Origin of the sequence: Achromobacter sp. UBA5777, from assembly GCF_002418565.1 — a bacterium.
GTDB lineage: Bacteria > Pseudomonadota > Gammaproteobacteria > Burkholderiales > Burkholderiaceae_B > Achromobacter > Achromobacter animicus.
The window spans coordinates 1-2,802 of record NZ_DIEJ01000233.1; the positions used below are offsets into that span (position 1 = coordinate 1).

3 protein-coding genes and 1 pseudogene are annotated in these 2,802 nt (G+C 66.6%); all 4 read left to right on the forward strand.

Features of this window, described 5'->3' with window-relative positions:
• Positions 1–793 (forward strand): flagellar hook-length control protein FliK (locus tag B3446_RS19100; protein WP_291384140.1); only part of this gene is annotated, 793 nt, incomplete at its 5' end.
• 169 nt (positions 794–962) lie between these two features.
• The gene (gene fliL, locus B3446_RS19105) at positions 963–1,607 is read left to right on the forward strand and encodes a flagellar basal body-associated protein FliL (RefSeq protein ID WP_291384141.1); all 645 of its coding nucleotides are present in this window, start codon (positions 963–965) and stop codon (positions 1,605–1,607) included.
• 2 nt (positions 1,608–1,609) lie between these two features.
• On the forward strand, positions 1,610–2,617 hold the full coding sequence (gene fliM, locus B3446_RS19110; protein ID WP_175126262.1) for a flagellar motor switch protein FliM: 1,008 nt from the start codon (positions 1,610–1,612) through the stop codon (positions 2,615–2,617).
• Positions 2,610–2,802, forward strand: a pseudogene (locus tag B3446_RS19115) (flagellar motor switch protein FliN); the annotation flags it as partial. The gene fliM and the pseudogene B3446_RS19115, both read left to right, overlap by 8 nt.

Sequence of the window (2,802 nt, forward strand, 5' to 3'; positions counted from 1 at the left end):
CACTGCCGCTGTCAAGCCGGGCTCCGCGCCGGTTGCCCAGGCGCCCGTCGACGCCAAGGCGACGGTCAAGGCCGACGCTTCGAAGGCCGTCCCGGAACTGCCGCTACCGCGCGTCGCCCGCGACGTGCCCGCCGACCAGAAGGACGCCGCTCCGGCGCTGCCCGCTCACGTTGCCGACGAAGATCAGGCCAACCTGCTGGCCGGCTCGGCCCCGCAATTCCAGGCGCCGCAGCATGGCGCCAATCCGCAGGAAGCACTGGCCCACGCGCTGGCCGCCGCCACGCAGCGTCAGGCGCTTCCGGTCGTCAACCAGGCCGCCATCGCGCAGCCCATCGTCCCCGTCGTCATGCAAGTGGCCACGCCGGTCGGCGCCACCCACTGGGGCACCGAACTTGGCCAACAGATGGTCATGATGAGCAACAACGTGCGCCAGGGCATGCAGACCGCCGAACTGCGGCTGGATCCGCCGGACCTCGGTCCGCTGCGCGTCAGCCTGAACCTGGCGGACGGCGTGGCCACCGCCTCGTTCGTGTCGGCGCATGCGTCGGTACGCCAGGCGATCGAAGTCGCCATTCCGCAGCTGCAGCAGGCGCTCGCCCAGGCCGGCATCTCGCTGGGCCAGACCAGCGTGGGTGAACAAACCGCGCAGCAGGAATTCGCGCAGCAGAACGGCAACGGTTCGCAGCGTCAGCAAGGCGGCGGCGTCGCCGTGGCGGACAGCGGGGCAGATGCCGCGCAGCCTGCGGTGACGGTGTCGCGCAACGCCAACGCTTTGGTCGACACGTTCGCGTAATGATCCGGCGGCCCGTGTCCGGCATCGGATGCGGGCAGTGCAGCAATAGCTTGAGATACGCGGCTTTCGCCCTGTTTTTCGCCTCCAAGCGGCGGCGTGAATTCGGGCAGAATGCTTTCATCCACTAAGAATCCGTTTTCACCAGCGGCAAACACGCATCGAACTCCAGATGGCGACAATCAAACCCATTCCCGCGCCGGCGCGCGACGCGAAGTCCTCCGGCGGCATTGGCCGCATCCTTCGGCCGCTGCTGGCGATCCTGGTGCTGCTGCTGGTTGCCGCGGCCAGCGCCGGCGCGACCTGGTTCATCACGCAGCGTCTGCAGCAACCGCAAGGCGGCGCTCCGGTGCAGCTTGGCGTGGGCCAGGTGCCTGGCGGCCAACCCGGCCAGCCGGGTCAGCCCGGTCAGGCCGGCGGCGTGCAAGGCCAGGCCGGTCAAGGCCCGCAGGCCACGCCGACGACCTTCGTCGCGCCGTCAGCCACCCCGATCGCCGTGCCCGCGCCGATCTTCGTGCCGATTGAAGCCTTCACCGTCACGCTGCAGAACGCGGACACGGAACGCATCATGCACGTCGGCCTGACCCTGCGCGTGAGCGACGAACAGACCCGCACGCGCCTGGAAAAGTACATGCCCGAAGTGCGCAGCCGCATTTTGATGGTGCTGTCGTCGCAATCGCCCACCGCGGTGCAGACGCAGCAAGGCAAGACCGACATGATCACGGCCATCAAGCAGGCGGTGAATCGCCCCTTCTCGCCCCTGCCTGACGGCCAGTACGTGACCGACGTGCTGTTCACGGCGTTCGTGGTGCAATAAGCATGGCCTACGAGGCATTTCTTTCGCAGGACGAAGTCGATGCGCTGCTAGCCGGCGTCACCGGCGAGAGCGATAGTAAAAAGGAATCCGACGGCCAGAACGGCGGTGCGCGTGCCTACGACTTGAGCTCGCCCGAGCGTGTCGTGCGCCGCCGCATGCAGACGCTGGAGCTCATCAACGAGCGGTTTGCGCGCAACATGCGCAACGTGCTGCTGAACTTCATGCGCCGCAGCGCCGACATCACCGTCGGCTCGATCAAGATCCAGAAGTACGCGGACTTCGAGCGCAACCTGCCGGTTCCCAGCAATCTGAACATGATTCAGATGAAGCCGCTGCGCGGCACGGCGCTTTTTACGTACGACCCGAACCTGGTGTTCCTGGTCATCGACAGCCTGTTCGGCGGCGATGGCCGCTACCACACGCGCGTTGAAGGCCGGGACTTCACCACCACCGAACAGCGCATCATCCGGCGCCTGCTCAACCTGACCCTGGAAAGCTACGGCAAGTCCTGGGATCCCGTCTATCCGATCGAGTTCGAATACGTTCGCTCGGAGATGCACACCAAGTTCGCCAGCATCACCGGCAACAACGAAGTGGTGGTGGTCTCCTCGTTCCACATCGAATTCGGCGCGACCGGCGGCGACCTGAACATCTGCCTGCCCTACTCCATGATCGAGCCGGTGCGCGATCTGCTGACGCGCCCGCTGCAGGAAACGACGCTCGAGGAAGTGGATCAGCGCTGGTCGCAACAGCTTTCCCGCCAGGTGCGCAGCGCGGACATCGACGTGGTCGCGGAATTTGCCCGCATCCCGTCGTCGATCCGCGAACTGATGAGCCTGAAGGTCGGCGACGTCCTTCCGGTCGACGTGCCTGAAACCGTCATCGCCCACGTCGACGGCGTGCCGCTGATGGAATGCGGCTACGGCGTCTTCAACGGCCAATACGCCCTGCGCGTACAAAACCTGTTTACCCACGATACAGAACCCAACGAGGCCTCTGACCATGACTGACAAGAACGAGCCCGGCACTGGCTCGTCCCCGGCCGACGACTGGGCCGACGCGCTCGCCGAACAATCCCGCGCCAACCCGCCCACGCAAGCCGACGGTCTGAAGCCGCAGGACGACTGGGCCGCCGCGATGGCCGAACAGGCTGCCGCGCCCGCTGCGCCCGCTGCTGCGGCGCCCGCCGCCGCCC